10 protein-coding genes and 1 pseudogene are annotated in these 17,135 nt (G+C 71.8%); 2 read left to right on the forward strand and 9 right to left on the reverse strand.

The window, feature by feature from the left end:
• Positions 1 to 49 precede the first annotated feature (49 nt).
• The 6 genes from OG975_RS44130 to OG975_RS44155 form a co-directional block, all read right to left on the reverse strand.
• Complete coding sequence (locus OG975_RS44130; protein ID WP_406335334.1) at positions 50 to 1,558, reverse strand: MFS transporter; 1,509 nt, start codon at positions 1,556 to 1,558, stop codon at positions 50 to 52.
• A gap of 232 nt (positions 1,559 to 1,790) precedes the next feature.
• A complete protein-coding gene (locus OG975_RS44135) occupies positions 1,791 to 4,619 on the reverse strand; it encodes an NHLP bacteriocin export ABC transporter permease/ATPase subunit (protein WP_406335335.1) in 2,829 nt (942 codons plus the stop codon).
• A gap of 1 nt (position 4,620) precedes the next feature.
• Positions 4,621 to 6,843: an NHLP family bacteriocin export ABC transporter peptidase/permease/ATPase subunit gene (locus tag OG975_RS44140; RefSeq protein WP_406335336.1), complete on the reverse strand. Its 2,223-nt coding sequence runs from the start codon at positions 6,841 to 6,843 to the stop codon at positions 4,621 to 4,623.
• A complete protein-coding gene (locus tag OG975_RS44145) occupies positions 6,840 to 7,649 on the reverse strand; it encodes an HlyD family efflux transporter periplasmic adaptor subunit (protein ID WP_406335337.1) in 810 nt (269 codons plus the stop codon). Before OG975_RS44145 ends, OG975_RS44140 begins: the two co-directional genes overlap by 4 nt.
• A gap of 90 nt (positions 7,650 to 7,739) precedes the next feature.
• Positions 7,740 to 7,955 carry a type A2 lantipeptide gene (locus OG975_RS44150; protein ID WP_406335339.1) on the reverse strand — a complete coding sequence of 72 codons (216 nt, stop codon included), beginning with the start codon at positions 7,953 to 7,955 and terminating at the stop codon, positions 7,740 to 7,742.
• A gap of 470 nt (positions 7,956 to 8,425) precedes the next feature.
• Complete coding sequence (locus OG975_RS44155) at positions 8,426 to 8,839, reverse strand: PaaI family thioesterase (protein WP_406335340.1); 414 nt, start codon at positions 8,837 to 8,839, stop codon at positions 8,426 to 8,428.
• A gap of 196 nt (positions 8,840 to 9,035) precedes the next feature.
• Here OG975_RS44155 and OG975_RS44160 point away from each other — a divergent pair, with 196 nt between their 5' ends.
• Complete coding sequence (locus OG975_RS44160) at positions 9,036 to 10,364, forward strand: S1 family peptidase (RefSeq protein ID WP_406335341.1); 1,329 nt, start codon at positions 9,036 to 9,038, stop codon at positions 10,362 to 10,364.
• A gap of 162 nt (positions 10,365 to 10,526) precedes the next feature.
• Here OG975_RS44160 and OG975_RS44165 read toward each other — a convergent pair whose 3' ends face one another.
• A complete protein-coding gene (locus tag OG975_RS44165) occupies positions 10,527 to 12,683 on the reverse strand; it encodes a SpoIIE family protein phosphatase (RefSeq protein ID WP_406335342.1) in 2,157 nt (718 codons plus the stop codon).
• 212 nt (positions 12,684 to 12,895) lie between these two features.
• Between OG975_RS44165 and OG975_RS44170 the strand changes: the two are divergent.
• Positions 12,896 to 13,498 (forward strand): annotated as a pseudogene (locus OG975_RS44170) (LuxR C-terminal-related transcriptional regulator); the annotation flags it as partial.
• Here the strand turns inward: OG975_RS44170 and OG975_RS44175 are convergent.
• Together OG975_RS44175 and OG975_RS44180 are read right to left on the reverse strand one after the other, a co-directional pair.
• The gene (locus OG975_RS44175) at positions 13,421 to 15,385 is read right to left on the reverse strand and encodes an ATP-binding cassette domain-containing protein (RefSeq protein ID WP_406335343.1); all 1,965 of its coding nucleotides are present in this window, start codon (positions 15,383 to 15,385) and stop codon (positions 13,421 to 13,423) included. The pseudogene OG975_RS44170 and the gene OG975_RS44175 sit on opposite strands and share 78 nt — an antisense overlap.
• Complete coding sequence (locus tag OG975_RS44180) at positions 15,382 to 17,127, reverse strand: ABC transporter ATP-binding protein (RefSeq protein ID WP_406335345.1); 1,746 nt, start codon at positions 17,125 to 17,127, stop codon at positions 15,382 to 15,384. Before OG975_RS44180 ends, OG975_RS44175 begins: the two co-directional genes overlap by 4 nt.
• Positions 17,128 to 17,135: the final 8 nt, after the last annotated feature.

Genomic DNA, 17,135 nt, shown 5'->3' on the forward strand with positions numbered 1-17,135 from the left:
CCTGCAGACGGCGGCCCCTCGGCCTGGGGGTGATCGGATCAGGAGCCGATCACATGTGGACGACCGGTGCGGCGGAAGCGTCGGAGGCCTGCTCCAGCTTCCCGCGGCGGTAGAGCAGGAAGGCGATCAGCGCGCCCGCGACGAAGGAGCCCGACGACCACCAGAAGGCGGTGGTGTAGCTCTCGATCGTGGACTGGGCCTGGACCAGCTTGTCGGTCGCGTCCTTGCCGGAGAGGTAGCTCGTGGCGGCGCTCGCGGCGAGGGTGTTCAGCAGCGCCGTACCGATCGAACCGCCCACCTGCTGCATGGTGTTGACGGTCGCGGAGGCGACACCGGCGTCCTCGGGGGCGATCCCGCTGGTGGCCAGCGACATCGCGGGCGGCATCACCATGCCGAGGCCCGCGCCGACCAGGAGCAGCTGCGGCAGTACCGCCGTGGAGAACGACGAGCCGACACCGATGCCGGTCAGCCACGCCATACCGACCGCGGCGATCGCGAAGCCCGCCGGGATGACGGCCTTCGGTCCGATGCGCGGCACCAGGATCGTGGTGGAGATCTGCGCCATGACCATGAGGGCGGCCATCATCGGCAGGAACGCCACACCCGTCTTGGTGGGGCTGAAGCCGAGGTTGAGCTGGAGGTAGTAGGTGAGGAAGAGGAAGACACCGAACATGCCCGCGCCGGTGATCAGGACGGTGATGAACGAGGCGGCGCGGTTGCGGTCGAGCAGGACGCGCATCGGCAGCAGCGGGTGCTTGGCACGGGTCTGCCACCAGGCGAACGCGGCCAGCAGGATTCCGCCCGCGGTCAGGAAGCCCCAGGTGGCGGGCGAACTCCAGTCGTGGGTCTCGGCGTTGGAGAAGCCGTAGACCAGGGAGAAGAGACCGGTGGAGACCAGCAGTGTGCCCGGCAGGTCCAGCTTGGAGTTCGCCGCGTCACGGTGATTGGTCAGCAGCATCCAGCCGCCGGCGAAGGCGACGATCGCGAAGACGACGTTGACGAACAGCGTCCAGCGCCAGTCGAGCGCGTCCGTCAGCACACCGCCGAGCAGCAGGCCCACCGCGCCACCGGCGCCGGCGATCGCGCCGTACACGCTGAACGCCTTGGCGCGTTCCTTGGCATCGGTGAACGTCGTGTTCAGCAGCGAGAGCGCGGCGGGTGCGAGCAGAGCGCCGAAGACACCTTGCAGGGCGCGGGCGGTGACCAGCATCCCGAAGCTGGTGGACACGCCGCCCAGCATGGAGGCCGCGGCGAATCCGGCGATACCCACGAGGAAGGCGGTCTTGCGTCCGAAGAGGTCGGCGATGCGGCCGCCGAGCAGCAGCAGGGAGGCGAAGGCCAGGGAGTAGGCGGTGACGATCCACTGCCGGTTGCCGTCGGAGAAACCGAGGTCCGCCTGGGCGGACGGCAGGGCGATGTTCACGATGGTGGCGTCGAGGACCACCATCAGCTGCGCGATACCGATGATCGCGAGGATCCACCAGCGCCGCTTCGACGCCTCCGCGGGTGGTGCGTCAACGGCACCGGTGCGGGCGCCCTTGGTCAGGGTCTGAGGCATGGGAGAACCACTCCAGGGAAGTCGCTCAGGGGCAACGGAGACTTAAACGAAACCGTTTCGTACACATAGACCCTAGACCAGCCCCATCGAAACGGCAACGTTTCGCTGGGGTCGGCGGGTGAGGCGGGCGTCACAGCCGCTCGCGGGAACCGTGCGTGTGCCAGGGCAGCAGGACGCGCGGGGCCGCGTCCAAGCGCTCGGCCCCGCGTTGGTCCCGGACTCGGCCGGACGCCTACCGCATCTGCCGCCGCACCAGCTCGTGCAGCCGCCCGCCCGTGTCCGCCAGCAGCGTCGCGGGCGGTCCCTGCTGGGCGACCCGGCCGTCCTCCATCACGATCACGCGGTCCGCGTCCATCACCGTGGACAGGCGGTGGGCGATCACGATCCGCGTGGCGTTGAGCGCCCGGGTGCTCTCGATGACCGTGCGCTGCGTCTCGTTGTCCAGGGCGCTGGTCGCCTCGTCGAAGAAGAGGATGCGAGGGCGGCGGATCAGCGCCTGGGCGATCATCAGACGCTGGCGCTGACCGCCGGAGATCGCGCCGCTGCCGGAGACGATCGTGTGCAGCCCCATCGGCATCCGCTTGATGTCCTCGGCGAGGCCGGCCATCTCGGCCGCCGCCATCGCCTCCTCCGGCGTGAACGGCTCGGTGCCGCAGATGCAGTCCAGGATCGATCCGGTGAACGGCTGGGCGTGCTGGAGCACGACACCGCACTGACGGCGTACGGCGGACTGGTCGAGGGCCGCCAGATCCTGGCCGTCGTACAGCACACTGCCCGAGACGGGCTTGTCGAAGCCGATCAGCAGCCGCAGCAGCGTGGACTTGCCGCACCCGCTGGGGCCGACGATCGCCACGAACTCGCCCGGCCCGATGTCGAACGACACGTCGTCGAGGACGAGCGGGCCGTCGTCGGCGTACCGGAAGGAGAGCCTTCGGGCCTCGATGCTCCCGGAGAGGAGACCCGGACGGGTGCTCGCCGTGCGGACCTCGGGGGTCGCGTCGAGCACTGGCCTGATCTCCTCGAACATCGGCAGCGCGGCGGCCGCCGAGACGGCCGCTCCCGTGATCTGGGTGACCGAGGTCAGCAGCATCGTCACCGAGGTGTTGAAGGTGAGGAAGGCGGCGGCCGACAGCGAGCCGCGCGCCGGGCCCGCGAGCAGCATGAACATCAGCAGCGAGCACAGCGGCAGATACACCGCGCCCATCACCGTGGTGAGGTTCTTGATCCGGCCGACCTTCTGCTGGAGCTCACGGCTGCGCGCGAACTCGCCGGCCCAGGCCGCGTACGCGTAGTTCTCGGCCGCCGCGACACGCAGCTTGGGCAGACCGCGCAGGGTCTGGAACGCCTGGTTGTTCAGCTTGTTGCTGAGTACGACCAGCCGCCGCTGCCAGCGCACCTGCCACAGACCGAGCCCCAGGAACACCGCCGCGATGACGACGAGCATGCCGATCGCGGCCAGCGCCATCGGCACGCTGTACCAGAGCAGCAGCCCCAGGTTCATCGCGCCGACCGTGCCCGCCTGCGCGACCGTCGGGCCGACACCCGCGAGGAGCCGGCGGATCGCGCTGATGCCCATGGCGGCACTGGCGAGTTCACCGGTCGAGCGCGAGGTGAAGAACTTTGTGGGCAGCCTGAGCAGCCGGTCCCACACGGCCGGCTGGAGCGTGGCCTCGATGCGCCCCTCCATGCGCAGCATCGTGAGGTTCTCCAGCAGCATGAACGCCGCCGACACGACGCTGGTGACCATGAGGGCGAGACAGACCTGCACGATGAGCCCGTGCTGGGCCTTCGGCACGTACTCGCCGAGCACCTTGCCAGTCGCGATCGGCACCAGCGCGCCGATCGCGACCGTGACGAGACCGCTGATCGCGAGGTTGCGCAGATCGCCGCCGGTGCCCTGGAGGCAGAACCGCAGCAGCCGCAGCGGGCTCAGCTTCCGCTCGGGCAGTGGACGGTAGAACATCACGGCCCGCGGCTCGAACTCCGCCGCGTTGGCCTTCTCGACCGGCGTCTCCCGCCCGGAGGACGGCTGTACGGCCACATATCCGCCGCGCCGCCACAGCAGCGCCACCGGCGCGCCGGACACGGCCCGGTGACCGATCAGCGGACCGATGTTGTCGCGCCACCAGCGCCCGTCGAGCCGTACGGCACGGGTGCGGACGCGCGAGGCGAGCGCGATCCGCTCGACCGGGTCGAGCCGGTCGCTCTCCGTGCCGCTCTGCGCGGACTCGGCGAGGGTGATCCCGCAAGCGGCGGCCACCAGCTTGCAGGCCGCGTACGTGGCGTCCGCGTCGGCAGCGGTCGGACGCTTCGCCGACGACTTGCCGATGGAGGCGAGCAGGGTCCGGTCGGCTTGGGCGCGGACGGCCTCGCCGGCCTTGATGCCCGCCGCCGTACGGTCCTCGTGGCTGGCCTCCAACTGCTCGATCCAGCGATCGAGTGTGGTCAGGAGGCGGTACTGCTGGTCGACCATGCTCTGCCAGACACCGGAGTCCATCAGCAGGTCGGCCGCGGCTTCGGCGCCGTACAGGGAGCCGTACTGGACACTGCCGGGCGGCACCTGCATCCAGAACACGTCGTCGTCCGTGAGCGCGGCGGCGTTCTCCGTGGCCATCGGCGCCTGGAAGAGGATGGAGAGGCTGCGGCCGACGCCGAGGGCGAGGGCGTACTCCAGCGGGCTCGACGTCGGCGGCACGTACTGGGGGTTGCCGTACTCGTCGTACGACCAGGTCTCCGTGTTGACCGGCTGGTACAGCTCGCGCAGCACGATCCGGTGCACCACGCAGTCGCGCAACGGCCGTCCGACGAGGGTGTGCTGGGGGCCCGCGACCGGACCGAGGAGCAGCGAGCCCGCTTCGAGGCGGCCGAGGTGGTGCCAGTGGCCCTGCTGGACGGCGTCGACCGCGAACAGGTCCATGGCGCCCGCGGCGACCAGCCACAGCACCTGCGGACCTTCCAGGTCGAGGCGGTTGAGCCCGGAGCAGTCGATCGCCGTGCCCATGCCGCCGAGCGCGCCGAGGACCACGTCTCCGTCGCGTACGCCCTCGTGAACCGTGGTCATCTCATCGCTCCTTGACCAGCTCGGCGTACGGGCCGCCGGCCGTCACCAGGGTGTCGTGCCGCCCGCGCTCCACGATCGTGCCGTGCTGCAGTACGACGATCTCGTCGCTGTCGCGCACGGTGCTGAGCCGGTGCGCGATCACCACGCAGGCGCAGCCGCGCTTGCGCAGGTTGTCGATGACGGTCTGCTCGGTCTCCGCGTCCAGCGCGCTGGTCACCTCGTCGAGGACCAGGATGCTCGGCCTGCGCACCAACGCCCGTGCGATCTCCAGGCGTTGCCGCTGACCGCCGGAGAAGTTGCGGCCGTCCTGCTCGACCCGGCTGTGGATGCCGCCGGGGCGGCGCATGACGACGTCGTACAGCGCGGCGTCCTGCAGCGCCGCCACCACGGCGTCGTCCGGGATCGACGGGTCCCACAGCGCGATGTTGTCGCGGACCGTTCCCTCGAAGAGGAACACGTCCTGGTCGACGAAGGACACGGAGGCCGCGAGCGCGCCGCGCGGGATGTCCTCCAGACGCTGCCCGTCGATACGGATCGTGCCCTCCCACGGGGCGTACAGCCCCGAAATGAGCCTGGACACCGTCGACTTGCCGCTTCCGGAGCCGCCGACCAGCGCGACCTGCTGGCCGGGGCCGACCGTCAGGGAGAAGCCGGTGAGCAGCGGCTTGTCGAGCGGGCTGTAGCCGAACGTGATGTTCTCCAGCTCGACATGGCCCTGGAGGCGGCGGGTGGAGTCGCCGGTGCCGGAGCGGGCGTAGAGCGGATCCGCCTGGAAGTTCTCGACGTCCTTGAGACGGGCCACGTCGGCCGCGAAGTCCTGGATGCGGCCCGCGACACCGTTGAGGCGGGTGATCGGCGCGGTGAAGCGGGTGACGAGGGCCTGGAAGGCGACCAGCAGACCCACCGAGATATGGCCCTCCACAGCCCGCAGACCGCCGATCCACAGGATCAGCGCGGAGTTGAGCGTCGCGAGCGTCGGCGCGACCACGCCCAGCCAGGCGCTCGGCACGCCGAGGCGCTGCTGTTCCTCCAGCGTGGTGGCGTGCTGCCCGGCCCACTTGCGGAAATAGCCGTCCTCGCCGCCGGTCGCCTTCATCGTCTCGATCAACTGGAGCCCGGAATACGCCGTGTTGGTGAGCCGGGCGGTGTCCGCGCGCAGCTTCGCCGTGCGGGTCGCGCGCAGCCGGATCACCACCCGCATGGCCACCACGTTGAGCAGGGCGACGCCGATGCCCACGGCGGTGAGCTGCGGGTCGTAGGTGTAGAGCAGCACCGCGTAGAGCACCACCACGATCGCGTCCACACCGGCCGCCGCGAGATCGCGGGCCAGGGTCTCGGCGACCGCGTCGTTCGACTGGAGCCGCTGCACCAGGTCGGCCGGGCTGCGCTGCGAGAAGAACGTGACCGGCAGCCGCAGCAGATGGCGCAGGAAGCGGGCGCTGCTGAGCGTGGAGGAGATGATGCGGCCGCGCAGCAGATTCGCCTGCTGCAACCAGGTCAGCACCACCGTGAGCAGCACGGAGGCGCCCATCGACGCGAACAGCACGCCGAGCAGCGAGGACTGACCGCCGATCAGATACTGGTCGATGTACGTCCGGCTGAGCGCGGGCAGCGCCGCACCGACCGCCACCAGCAGCAGACTCGCCAGCACGGCGGCGGGCATCGTGCCCGACGTGCCGCGCAACCGGGCCGGCATGGCGCCCAGGACGCCGGGCTTGCGGCCGCCCTTGCGGAAGTCCGGCCCCGGCTCCATGACGAGGACGACGCCGGTGAAGCTGGTGTCGAAGTCCTCCATGGGCACGAAACGACGCCCCTTGCCGGGGTCGTTGATGTGCACGCCGCGCCTGCCGAAGCGGCGCCCCATGCCGTCGTAGACGACATAGTGGTTGAACTCCCAGAACAGGATCGCGGGCGCCCTCACCTCGGCGAGCGCGACCGTGTCCATCTGCATGCCCTTGGCCGTCAGGCCGTAACTGCGCGCCGCCTTCAGCAGGTTGCTGGCGCGCGAGCCGTCCCGCGAGACACCGCAGGCGATGCGCAGTTCTTCGAGCGGGATGTGGCGGCCGTAGTGGCCGAGCACCATGGCGAGGGAGGCCGCGCCGCATTCGACGGCCTCCATCTGGAGCACGGTGGGGGTGCGGACGGACTTCCGGCTGCCCTTGGGGACCGTGCGCTTGGGCGCGGCGGCGCGGCGTCTGCCCCGGGTGTCTTGCGTGGTGGTCACGGCAGGAGCCAATCCATCGGGCGCTGATCGGCCAGGCGGATCGAACCCGTGGCCAGGGTCATGGAGGAGAGCGCGAACGGCGGCCCGTCCGCCGAGGACCATTTGAGGCCGCTCTTCGTGCCGGACGAACGGTCGAGACGGACCAGGACGGCCACCGGCCTGCCCTTCTTGGTGAACTGCTCGCCCAACTGGCTGTCACCGAGGAAGGAAGCGATCTGCTGCTGGCTCTGCACCGTCAGGTCGACCGCCTTCACATGGCCGCGCAACACGCCGTACTGCTGCGTCGGCACCGACTGGACGGTGAGGTCGACGGTGGCGTTCGCGGGAATCGTGGAGGCGCTCTCGGCGGGGACGTACACGGTCGCGTACAAGGGATCGCCGGCGTGGGCGACCTTCTCCACAGCGGCGACGTTCGCGCCGGTCTGGATGATCGCGCCGATGGTGGCGGCGAGTGCCGTGACGCGACCCGCGGCGACCGTGCGGACGACGGCCGTTTCGCCCTGCGCCGTACGGACCTTCAGTACGGGGGCGTTCGCGGCGAGCCGTTCGCCCTCCTTGGCGACGACCTCGGTGACCTGCCCGGCGACGGGGCTCTGCAACACGTAACTGCCCTCCCCGTGCGTGAGGATGGCGGGTGCGCTGACCGTGGACGCGACCGTGCCCGTCACGGCCCACACGGAGGCGGCCGCCATGACGACGACCGTCACGGACAGCACGAGCCAGCCCTGGGGGCGGGCGAAGCGCACCGGAAGGTCGAGCTCTTCGGGCGACTGCAGCTTGGCGAGGGCCTGTTGGCGGAACTGCACGGGATTTCCCTCACCTGTTCGAGAGATTTACGGCACCCGAGAGTCCCGGAACCGGGAAGCGGTTCCGGGACTCAACGGCATGAAACGCGATCAGAGACCGGCAACCAGGCCGGTGACCGGGGAGGTGTTGAGGCCGGTCACGCCCTCGACGGTGCCGACGACCGTGCCCACGAGGCCGGAGACGGGGGCAACGCTGTCGACCAGGCCGGTGACGGTGCCAACGGCGTTCAGCGACAGGCCGCCGGAGACGTTGTCGAGGTCGGCGTCCGAGATCTCGGCGGTCTCAACACGGGGGGTGGAGTTCATGATGGAACTTCCCTTCCTAAAGAAATTCATAAGGGGGAGAGCGGCCCCCTTCTGGGGACAGACGACGGCCGCCACCGCGAGCGTGCGGCACCCGTTTCGGGGAACCTTGGTGCGACCCCCGCGGTGCAACGGATCAAAGCACGCCCGGATGGCGCGCATCCAATCAACCAGGGCTCTCACCTGGGCACTTGAGGACGCGGGCCGGTCAACCGTGATGACGTGCACACGTCTCGACGGCGACTTCTTCACATGCTCCACGACGTCGTTTCGTGCGGGCTCTCGCCGCCCGGGGATCGAATGGGACAGTCCCGCCTCAATGGCGCGGAGGGGGTGCGGAGGGGGGCGCACGACTGTGCAGATCCCTCGCACACGGTGACTTGGTTGAGTATTCGATGTGCAGATTCGCTGAAGCCGGGATTCCGCTCCTGATTGAAGACGGACCGTTACCGATCGGTAGCGGTCCGTGCCGCTCAGCCCAGGAGCGCGTACACCGTGCTCGCCCGCGCCGCGATCTCCTCCGAGCCCTCGGCGGTCATCGTGATGTCCGCGAAGGCCATGCGGCGGCCCAGCTTGGTGAGGACGGCCTCGATCAGCACATCGGCGCCCGTCACCGCGCGCTGGAAGGTGGTGGACTGCTGGACCGTGGTCATGGGCACGAAGGCGCCGCGCGCCGCCGACACCGCGATCACGGTCGCCGTGTCCGCGGCGGCCATCAGGGCCTGGCCCGACAGCGAACCGCCCTCCCGGGAGAGGCGCTCGGACCACGGCAGCCGCAGGACCGCGCGGCGCTCGTCCAACTCCGCCACGGACAGGCCGAGGTCGAGCACCCAGGGGGCGAAGTGGTCGGCGAGGATCTTGTCGGCTTCGGCGAGATTCAGTGTCATACGAGGCATTGTTCCCCGGTCGCTCGGCGGAAAGGCGTGATTGCCTCGTAATCCATGCCTTTCGCCGACGTAACTCCTGCCTTTCTTAAAGGGAGTTGAACAACCCACGTGGCTCACGCGTATCAACAGGCATCCAGGCGCCCCCCAAGTCAGCTGCCGGACGGCGGCATCGACCCCGTCCCCAGGAGGTCAGAAGTTGAGTCACAAGCGGATACCCAAGCGCAAGGCCGCCCTCGCGGCAGGAAGCGTGGCGGCGCTCGGAGCGGCGGCACTTCTGCTGCCCAATGCCAACGCGTCACAGACGAATTCTGACGACGCCACCCCGAAGACGTTCAAGGCGACCGATGTCGCGGACGTCGCCTCGCAGCTCGCCTCCCAGTTGGGTGACGCCTTCGCCGGTTCGTACTACGACGCGTCGAAGCAGCAGCTCGTCATCAATGTCGTCGGCGACAACAGCAACGTCGTCAACCAGATCGAGAAGGCCGGCGCCGTCGCCAACCAGGTGCAGAACAGCACCTCCACACTCCAGGCCGCCGCCAAGACGCTGAAGACGGACGCGACGGTTCCGGGCACGGCGTGGTCCGTCGACCCGAAGACCAACGAGATCCGCGTGACCGCCGACTCCACCGTCACGGGCACCAAGTGGGACACGGTGGAGTCGACCGTCAAGAGCCTCGGCTCGGGCGTGGCGACCCTCAAGAAGTCCGCGGGCACCTTCAAGACGTTCGTCGACGGCGGCGACGCCATCTTCGGCGGCGGTGCCCGCTGCTCCCTCGGCTTCAACGTCACCGCCGGCGACGGCAGCCCCGCGTTCCTCACCGCGGGCCACTGCGGTGTCGCGGCGGCCCAGTGGTCGGACGCGCAGGACGGCGCCCCGATCGCCACCGTCGACCAGGCCACCTTCCCCGGCAACGGCGACTTCGCCCTCGTCAAGTACGACGACCCGAACACGCAGACCAACAGCGTGGTCAACGTCGGCAACGGCCAGACCGTCACGATCAACCAGGCCGCCGACGCCGCCGTGGGCCAGCAGGTCTTCCGTATGGGCAGCACCACCGGACTGAACGACGGCAACGTCACCGGACTCGACGCCACCGTGAACTACCCGGAGGGCACGGTCACCGGCCTCATCCAGACCGACGTCTGCGCCGAACCGGGCGACAGCGGCGGCTCCTTGTTCACCCAGGACGGCAGCGCGATCGGCCTGACCTCCGGCGGCAGCGGCGACTGCACCGTCGGTGGCGAGACGTTCTTCCAGCCCGTCACGACCGCGCTGCAAGCGGTCGGCGCGACGCTCGGCGCGGGCGACGCCGGCGCCGGTGGCGCGGTCGACCCGAGCGCGAGTGCCGGCGACGCGGCGGGCGCCGGTGACGCCGGTGGAGCGGTGGACCCGAGCGCCAGTGCCAGTGACGCGGCGGGCGCCGGCGACCAGGCAGGCGGGGCCGACCAGACGGGCGATCAGACGGGCGACCAGTCCGCCACCGGCATGGACGACGGCTCGGGCCTGGTGTCCTCCAACCCCTGACGCCGGTGACGAAGAGCCACTGACCCGGCCGCGGAACAGCCGTCCCGGCCGGAGGTGGAAGGGTCCGGCCCTCCGGCGGGAGGGCCGGATCACCCGGCGTACACGGGGCCCACTCCACCGGCCGGATCCGCGGACAAGGCACTCGTGGCCACGCGCCCGGGCTCAGTCCTGAGCCCGCGCCCGCAGCAGGAGCAGTGCGACATCGTCGAGCCGCTCCCGCGTCGCCTTCTCGCCGCCCTTGACGAGGCTGTCGGCGAGCGCGTCCAGGGGCTGGTCGCCGGTCTCGGCCAGCTGTCGGCCGAGGTCGGCCAGGGCGTCCTCGATGTCGACGCCGGGCGACTCGATCAGACCGTCGGTGTAGAGGGCGAGCACGGACCCGGGGGCGAACGGCACCTCGGTCGTCGGATACGTGGCCGACGCGTCGATCCCGAGCAGTGGCCCACCGGCCAGGTCGAGCACCCGTACCTTGCCGTCCGGCCGCAGCAGCAGGGGCGGCGGGTGGCCCGCGCGCGCCATGACGGCCACCTCGCGTTCCGGGTCGAGGCGCATGTACAGACAGCTCGCGAAGAGGTCGGTGCCCAGGTCGATCAGCAGCTGGTTGGTGCTCCGCATGACCTCCTCCGGCGCCTGCCCGACGGTCGTGTACGCCCGCACGGCGGTGCGCAGCTGCCCCATCAGCCCCGCCGCCGTCACGTTGTGCCCCTGCACATCCCCGATCACCGCCGAGGCCAGGCCGTGCGAGAGCACCAGGTCGTAGAAGTCCCCGCCGATGTCCATGCCCTGAGTGGCCGGCAGATAGCGTGCGGCGGCCTCGATCATGGGCAGCGGCGGCAGCGAGTGGGGCAGCAGCGCGGCCTGCAGACCGTGCGCCAGCTGGAACTTGGCGTCATAGAGGAGGGCACGCTCCAGCGCCTGCGCGATCAGACCGCTCAGACTCGTCAGTACGGCACGCTCGTCCGCCGGGAAGGGACGCGGCTGCTCGTAGGCGAGGACACAGGTGCCCACCGGACGTCCGGACGCGATGAGCGGCAGATACGCCCACGCGGCCATGCCGTCGGGTGTCGCGTCCCGCGACGGGTAGAGGCGCTCCAGCTGCTCACGCGAGTCGAAGAAGGCGGGAACCCCGGAGGTCAGCGCATGGGTCCCCGGGGTCTGTTCGCTGAGCGGCATCCCGTCGAAGCGCTCCACGACCTGCGCGTCCCGGTACCCCCGATGCCCGAGCACATGCAGGCGCCCGGCCTGTGTGCCGAGGACCACCAGGGCCTGGCTGCCGACAGCGGGCGCGATCTCGTCCGCGACCAGCTGCACCACGTCCTGCACGCCCGCCGCCTCCGTGAGGGCGCTCGCCAGACTCAGCACATGGGAGATGGTCACCAGGCTCGGGGTGCCGTCGTCCTGCTGCGGTCCGGCACGGGTCATCTCGGCCACCGCCCGGGCCCGTGAGATGCGCACACTCAGCCCGTTCGTACTGGGATACATGCGAAACGACAGCCATTCACCGGGCGGCCGCAGCGCCACGAACGACGTGACGTGCTGGCTGAGCAGCGCGGCACGGTAACGGTCCTCGTAGACGGGGTCGTTGAGCCAGGGCACGGACGCCCACAGCTGGGCGCCCAGCAGCCCGCTGACCGGAATGCCGAGCAGCTCGGCCGTCGCCGGGTTGGCGAAGCTGACCCGGCCGTGCAGATCCAGCGCGCACAGTCCGTAGGGCAGCCGGGCCACCATCCGCGAGGCCTCCAGCGTGCCGAGCGCGCCGGTCATGGTCGCCGCGGCGGACGGTGCCAGCAGGTCCGGCTCGGGGTGGACCGGACGCCGCTCCTCGGCGGCCCGCTCCAGGCGCAGCGCGAGCCGGTCGCAGGCGGCGGTGAGGTGGTCGCGTTCCCGGTCGGAGAGCTCCGGCGGATGCGAGCCGGGCCAGGTGACATAGACGGCGCCGTACGCCTTGTTCGCGGTCGCCACGGGGAGCGCGGCCAGTGCGAAGGAATAGGGGAGCACCACGGCGATGCGTGGATAGCGCAGGGCCATCTCCTCCTCGCCGCTGACCCAGACCAGCCGGCGCTCCCGTACCGCCTCGGCGACCGGGATGGGCGCGCTCAGCCCCACCCGCTCCCAGGGCGCGGCGAAGGCCCTGGGCAGGCCCGCCATCACCGCCATCTCCAGCACCGGCTCGCGGGGCGCCAGCAGATACACCGCGCCGGAGTGGGCATGCACGTCGTCCAGCATCGCGGCGAGCGACAGCGACAGCAGCGGCCGTCCGACCGGCGCCGCGGTGGCCGCCGGCGCCTGCTCGGACCCCTGCCAGCCGGACACGCCGACCACCTCCTCGCAGGGCCGTGCGACAGCTTCCAGGGATCAAGGCTCCCTCTTGGCGGCTCTTCCCGCACGGCGAGCGGTGCGGGAAGGCCGTTCCGGTGGGGGCGCCGCTTCTACCCCGGTGGCGCGTAGGCATGTCCCTAGGGCTGAAGCGCGACGCGGCGCACGGGCGCTCCCCGTGCGCCCCCGCGCACCCTGTTGGCCGGTTCTTCGCGCCCATGAACGGTCGCAGGCGCCAACAATGGGCACGCGCTCAGGACGAGGGCGCCGCCGAACGGGGACCTGGAGGAGCCGACGTGATCCGTGTACTACTCGTGCACGACGCGTGTCTGGTGCGACTGGTGCTGGCGGAGTGGCTGCGCCGCGAGCCGGACCTCGAGGTGTACGACACCCCGTGGCGCAGCGCACCGGGCCGCGTCCGGTCGTTACGGCCGGACGTGTGCGCGGCGGACCTGGAGTGCACCGACTCCTACGGCATCCCGCCGCTCGCCGACCTGTGCGGCCGCGGCGCCGGCCCCCCGCCGCCACGGCTTCTCGTGCTTGCCGGTGCGAACAGGCCCGGATTGCTGAGGCGGGCCGCGGAAGCCGGCGCGCTCGGCTACGTCGACAAGGAGGGCTCGCCGGAGCGGCTGGTGTTCGGGATCCGCCGGGTCGCCGAGGGGGAACGTTTCGTCGACGACTCGCTCGGCTTCGGTTTCCTCAAGGCCGCCGAGATGCCGCTGACCCGGCGCGAGCTGAGCGTGTTAACCCTCGCCGCCGAGGGCGCCTCCGTCGCGGAGATCGCCGGCAGTCTCCATCTGTCCCACGGGACCGTACGCAACTACATGGCGGCCATCACGCGGAAGACCGGCGCCCGCAACCGCATCGACGCCATCCGGATCTCGCAGGGGGAGGGGTGGCTCTGAGCCCGCCCGCGACCAGGTGCCGACCAGGTCCCGGTAGAGCGAGGACCGCGCCAGCAAGGCCTCGTGATCCCCGAGGTCGACACGCTGTCCGTCCATCACCAGCACCTTCCCGGCACGCCGCGCCGAGCTGATCCGATGGGCGACGACGACCAGCGTGCCGCCGGGGCGCGCGGCGAAGGCGCGCTCCGCGCGTGCCTCCGCGGCGGGATCCAGGTGACAGGTCGCCTCGTCGAGCAGCACGAGCGGCGCATACGAGAGATACGCCCTGGTCAGCGCGATCAGTTGGCGCTCACCGGCGGACAGCGCCCCCGGATCCACCTCGGCTGTCGGACCACCCAGCCTCTCCAGCAGCCCGGCGAGCCCGACCGCATCCGCCGCCGCCAGCAGCTCCGCCTCCGGCACGGGATCCGGCCGCGACTGGCCCAGGTTCTCGGCGAGCGTCCCCGTGAAGACGTACGCCTCCTGCGGGATGAGGACCCGGTGCGCGGCGGCCCCGCTCCCGGGCACCCGGTGTCCGCACACCCGGATCGTGCCGTTCCCCGGCTCCAGGAGCCCCGCGACGAGTCCCGCGAGCGTCGACTTGCCGATCCCGCTCGGACCGACGACGGCCAGGTGGGTGCCTTGGGGGAGCCGCAGGTCCAGGTTGTCGATGACCGGGGCGCTGGCGGGGCCGTAGGCGAAGGTGACGGCGCTGAGGGACAGGGCGGGGGGCGCGCCGGGCGGCGGGGAGGCGGCGGCTTCGGGTGCGGGGTCGGCCGACGGCGCCTCCGGCCGCTGTACGGCGGCGGGGTCCGCCTCCTCCGGGGGCGGGGCCGGGGTGATCGGGCGCGGGACGGCCGCGAGGCGAGGCGTCGTCTCCGGGTCCTGTGCGACGGCGGGGTCCGTCGGATCCGGAGCGAGCCGGCGCAGCACCACCGCGAGGCGGGAGCCGCTCGTGCCCAGGCCGTGGACCAGGTTCTGGAGGGCCGGGAGGAGGGACTGGGTGACGTAGGCGAGGGCGCCGACCAGCGCTCCCGCGCTCACGCCGTGGTCCAGGAGCCAGGGAGCCGTGGCGAGCAGGAGGACGAGGGGGAGCTGCCCGCCGACGGCGAGGGACGCCACCCGCAGGATCCCCCAGCGCGCCAGGGACCGCGCCGCGCCCAGCTCGGCATCGATGCGCACGCCCGCGTCGGCGGCGACCCGCGCCTCCGCGCCACCCGCCGTGATGTCCCGCAACCCCGGGCAGACGGTGCCCAGTCGGTCCGCGATGGCCTCGTCCGCGACGAGGAACACCTCCTGCCTGCGGGCCAGCGGCCGCAGTGTCACGGCGAAGAGGGCCACCCCGGCCGCGAGCGGCGGCGCGACCACGACCAGGAGCAGCGGGTCGAGCGAGAACAAGCCGATCAGGGCGCCCGCCGCGGTGAACAGGAACGAGCGCGACACCATCACCACGCCGGCGAAGGTGTCCCGGGCGATCTCCACCTGCTGGGTGAGCCCGGACAACGCGGCGCCGTCCCCCTCCCGCACCCCGCGGGCGACCACGCGCCGCACCAGAGCGTCCCGCAACGGCTCGACGAGCGCGGCGACGGCCCCGTACACCCGCCCCGTCCCGAACGCCCCGACGCACACCGCGAGCGCGCCCATACCCAGCCAGCCGAGCCCGGCGCCCGTCCGTCCGGCCAGGAACCCGTCGTCCAGGGCCCGCGCCAGGGCGTACCCCATGAGGAAGGTCTGCCCCGTCTCCAGCACCGACCAGGCGATCAGTCGTACGACCACGCGCCACCGGTCGCGCAGGAACCGCAGCCCGTACCGGTACACCGTCATGAGCCGCCTCCGAGCCCGCGCGCATCGCCCGCCCCGAACACGCCCCGGTAGCCGGCCAGTTGCCACAGCTCCGCATGTGAGCCCCGCGCCCGCACCCGCCCGCCCTCCAGCCACACCACCGCGTCCGCCCGCGCCGCCGTGGACACCCGGTGGGCGACGATCAGCCGGCTGCTTCTGGTGGCGCTGCGGAAGAGCACTTCGGTGATGTGGTGTTCGGTGACGGTGTCGAGGCTCGACAGGGCGTCGTCGAGGATCAGCAGCCGGCCGCCGTGGGCGAACGCCCGGGCGAGACCGAGGCGTTGGGCCTCACCGCCGGAGAGGGGAGCGTCGGCGACGGGGGTGGCGTATCCCCGGGGCAGCCGGCGGACGAAGGTGTCGGCGTGGGCCGTGCGGGCGGCTTCCGTGATGCGGTCGGGGTCCGGGGCGGCGACACCGAAGCCGATGGTGTCCCCGATGGTGTCGCCGAGCAGGGCGGGCCGTTCGAAGGCGTACCCGACCGCACGGCGCAGCTCGCTCCGGTCCAGCTCGCGCAGGGGTGTCCCGTCGAGCAGGACATCGCCGTCGTCCGGGTCCGCCAGGCGGCCCGCGAGCGCCGCGAGCAGCGACTTCCCGGACCCCGAGCGCCCGACCACGGCGAGCGTGGTGCCGCCCGGCACGACCAGGTCGACTCCGTCGAGCACAGTGCGCCCGCCCCGCCGCACGGTCACCCCGCGCAGCTCCAACCGCCCCTGCCCGTACGGCAGTCGGCGTGTTCCGTACGCGGTCGGCGGCTCGTCCAGCACTTCACCGAGCCGCCGGGCCGCCGCCCGCGCCCGGACCAGCCCGGAGAGCCGGCCGACCAGGACACCCACGCCGGTCGCGAGCACCGCGTACCGGGACGCCGCGAGCAACTCGCCGACGGTCAGCCGGTGGTGGACGAGCAGGACGCCCGCCACGGCCAGCACCCCGATCTGCAGAAGCGGCGCCACGGCGACCGCCTGCGCGGCGGCACGCCCCTGGACCCGCCACATTTGGTGGCCCGCGCGGGAGAGTTCGGGCAGCGGCCGCAGGATCCGCGCCGCCTCCCTGTCGGCGGTCCCGCCGGCCGCGATCGTACGGAACCCGCCGATTGCCTCCGCCAGACCGCTCGCGATCCTGCCCTGCACCTCCTGGTACCGCGCCACGCACTGGGAGGAGTCGCGGGCGAGGGCCCGCAGCAGCAGCATGAGCACCGGCGCGCCGCCGAGGAACACGGCCGCCAGCCATGGATCGACGAGCCAGAGCGCCACCATCGCGCCGACCGGTGCGGCGAACGCGGCGAGCAGCGCGGCGACCGCGGCGGGCGCGGTTCCGGCCTGCGCGGCGTTGCCGACCAGCCGGGCCACGAGCTCGCCCGGCCCGAACCGGCGAACGGCCCGCGGCCCGACGGCGAGCACATGCCCCACCAGCCGGTCGCGCAGCCACGCGGTGGTCCGGGCGTCCGTGGTGGCGCCGAGCACGGTCTCCCACGCGTCGAGCACGGCGAGCAGCAGCACCAGACCGGTGCAGCCCAGCACCCAGCGCGTGGCCCGTGCCCCACCGGGATCCGTCAGCAGCAGGTCGAGGGCCCGGCCCATTGCGGCCGGCAGCAGCAGGTTCGCTCCCGTCGCGGCCGTGGCCGCCCCGCCGAGGGCCAGACAGCGCAGGCCACTGTGGCGGACGGCCGCGCGCAGGAGCGGCACGGAGGTGTCGGCGGGCAGGGGGCTTTCGGCGGGTGTCGTCATGGGGTGGA

Origin of the sequence: Streptomyces sp. NBC_00203 (genome assembly GCF_045206325.1) — a bacterium.
Classification (GTDB): domain Bacteria; phylum Actinomycetota; class Actinomycetes; order Streptomycetales; family Streptomycetaceae; genus Streptomyces; species Streptomyces lutosisoli.